This window comes from Flavobacterium sp. (assembly GCF_029242675.1).
Taxonomy (GTDB): Bacteria; Bacteroidota; Bacteroidia; order Flavobacteriales; family Flavobacteriaceae; genus Flavobacterium.
Map to the genome: position 1 here is coordinate 1 of NZ_JAQWTM010000318.1, position 2297 is coordinate 2297.

Consider the following 2297-nt stretch of genomic DNA (forward strand, 5'->3'; position numbering starts at 1 on the left):
ACTAAATATAAAGAATTTTTAAAAGAGATGTAATCATAAACTATTAAAAAAGGGTTAAAATTAGATTATGCTACATAATACATTCATAATTAATACCTTATCTTTTTTAATATAAATGAGTTTTTTTTGTAACTTGTACTAAACATGTTATTTATGAACATCAAACAAAAGTGGCTAAATCTAATAGGAACTAAAGAATATTTCTCTCTAGAGAGGAGAATTTTTCATGGCGTTTGTTTAATTACTTCACTTGTACTTTTAATTTCCTTTCCCGCTAACTTTTTCTTAGGTCTACTAATCTTTGGTTACGTACTTCTGGTAGCCTTAATTTTATTACTGATTTTATTTTATTTCTCAAGATACAAAAAGCAATCTCGTGCAACATTTGCCATTTTTGCTGTTTGCATTTCCTTTGTATTGGTTATTGGATATCTCTTTAATTGCGGTATAGATGGCCCTATCATACTGATTTTTGCCATAACATTTGTAATTTATGCCTCCATTGTTAAAAAAGAACAACTGCTATTTTGGATGCTGTTCCAACTAGCTATCGCCTATACCTTACTTTATTTAGAATATTCCTATCCAGATATGATTTATGTACATTATGAAAAACCTTCTTTTAGATATTTAGATACTGCTTTAACGTTAGGAATTTTATTACTGACAATCTTTTTAACCATTCGTTATTTAAAGACAAATTACAGACAGCAGCAGGAATTGTCAATTAAAAAAAATGAAGAACTTCAAAAAGCAAATGCAACAAAAGACAAGTTATTTGCTATTATTTCTCATGATTTGAGATCTCCTTTTAATGCCTTAATTGGTTTAAGTCAAATTTTGAAAGAGCAACAAAACGAACTTGGAGAAATAGAGAAAGAGAAATTTGTTACTGCCATTTATGACACCTCTACAAAGACTTATAATTTGTTACAGAACCTATTAGAATGGTCGCTTTCGCAAACAAATGAGATACATTTTTCACCTGAAGAAATTAACCTAAACGCTCTTATAAAACAAGCCATTGCCATGCCTTTAGAGGTGGCAAGTAGTAAAGAGGTCACAATAAATTTAAATGTTTTTGAAAATTATGATATCATAGCAGACAAAAATATGATCGAAACCGTTGTCCGTAATTTAGTCTCTAATGCAATAAAATTCACAAGTTCTGCTGACACCATTTCTATAAGTTCATATATTAATCATAAAGGAACAACCTTAGTTGTTTCTGATAACGGTGTAGGCATGAGCGCCGCTACATTGAAAACCTTATTTGATGATGGTACAACTCAAAATAATGACGAACATATAGCTGAGAGAGGTACTGGTATAGGATTGCTTTTGTGCCGCGATTTCATAGCACAGCACGACGGCTTAATTTGGGCCGAAAGTATTCAAGGAGAAGGAAGCTCCTTTTATGTGTTTTTAAAAAATAGTAGCATATAGAACATAAAAAAAACCATTACAAACTCCCGGAAGATTTATAATGGTTATTATTAAAAGCAAACAGTTTTTACTTCTGCTTCATTTTTTGTCTTTTGACTGGTTTTTCTACTGGTTCATTTTTATTCTGCAAAATGTAATTAGCCAATAACTTTTCGATCAGTTCATCTTTAGTCAAATGGTGAAAAACCGTCTTAATTTTTGTTTTCAATTCGGTATCAACTTCGTGGTTGGGTTTCGTTTTAAAAATTTGTTTGGCCCACAATAGTGTATTATTGTCTTCAATACTAGATGTACTAGGCTTCTTGAATTGCGTAAATTTAATCCCTAATTCCTTTTCAAAATCAGCAATTTCTTTCTCTTCTTCGGGTTGCAATACGGTTAATGAAAGTCCCTTGGCTCCTGCTCTCGCTGTTCTACCAGAACGGTGTACATAAGCTTCATAAGCATCAGGTAGATGGTAATTTACAACATATGAGATTTCCTTGACGTCGATACCTCTGGCAGCAAGATCTGTGGCAACCAAAATATTGATGTGCCCTTCACGAAATTGTTCCATTATACGATCACGAATCCCCTGTGACAGACTCCCGTGCAAGGCTCCAGATGAAAAACGATTAATCGCCAAGTTTTTTGCTAGTTTGTTTACAGCTGCTTTGGTTTTACAAAAAATAATTCCGCGTTCTCCTTCTCTCGAATTCAAGAAATGCATTAATACATCAAGCTTCTCAATGGGATCAACTACTATATACTCGTGATCGATGCCTTGATTTCCTACCGTTTCCATATTAGCACTGACCTGCACTACATTTTTGTTTAGGTAGTTTTGAACTAGCTGCTTAATTGTTCCCGGC

The 2297-nt window shown here is 33.0% G+C and carries 2 protein-coding genes; one reads left to right on the forward strand and one right to left on the reverse strand.

From position 1 onward, the window contains the following. Positions 1–153 precede the first annotated feature (153 nt). Complete coding sequence (locus P8M54_RS11605) at positions 154–1446, forward strand: HAMP domain-containing sensor histidine kinase (protein ID WP_300288024.1); 1293 nt, start codon at positions 154–156, stop codon at positions 1444–1446. Positions 1447–1513: 67 nt separating this feature from the next. Here P8M54_RS11605 and P8M54_RS11610 read toward each other — a convergent pair. Next, positions 1514–2297: C-terminal helicase domain-containing protein (locus P8M54_RS11610; protein ID WP_300288025.1), on the reverse strand; the 784-nt coding region annotated here is incomplete at its 5' end.

Excerpts from the sequence above, each read along its gene's own strand:
- P8M54_RS11605 (WP_300288024.1), top strand. The coding sequence starts at position 154 with ATGAACATCAAACAAAAGTGGCTAAATCTAATAGGAACTAAAGAATAT.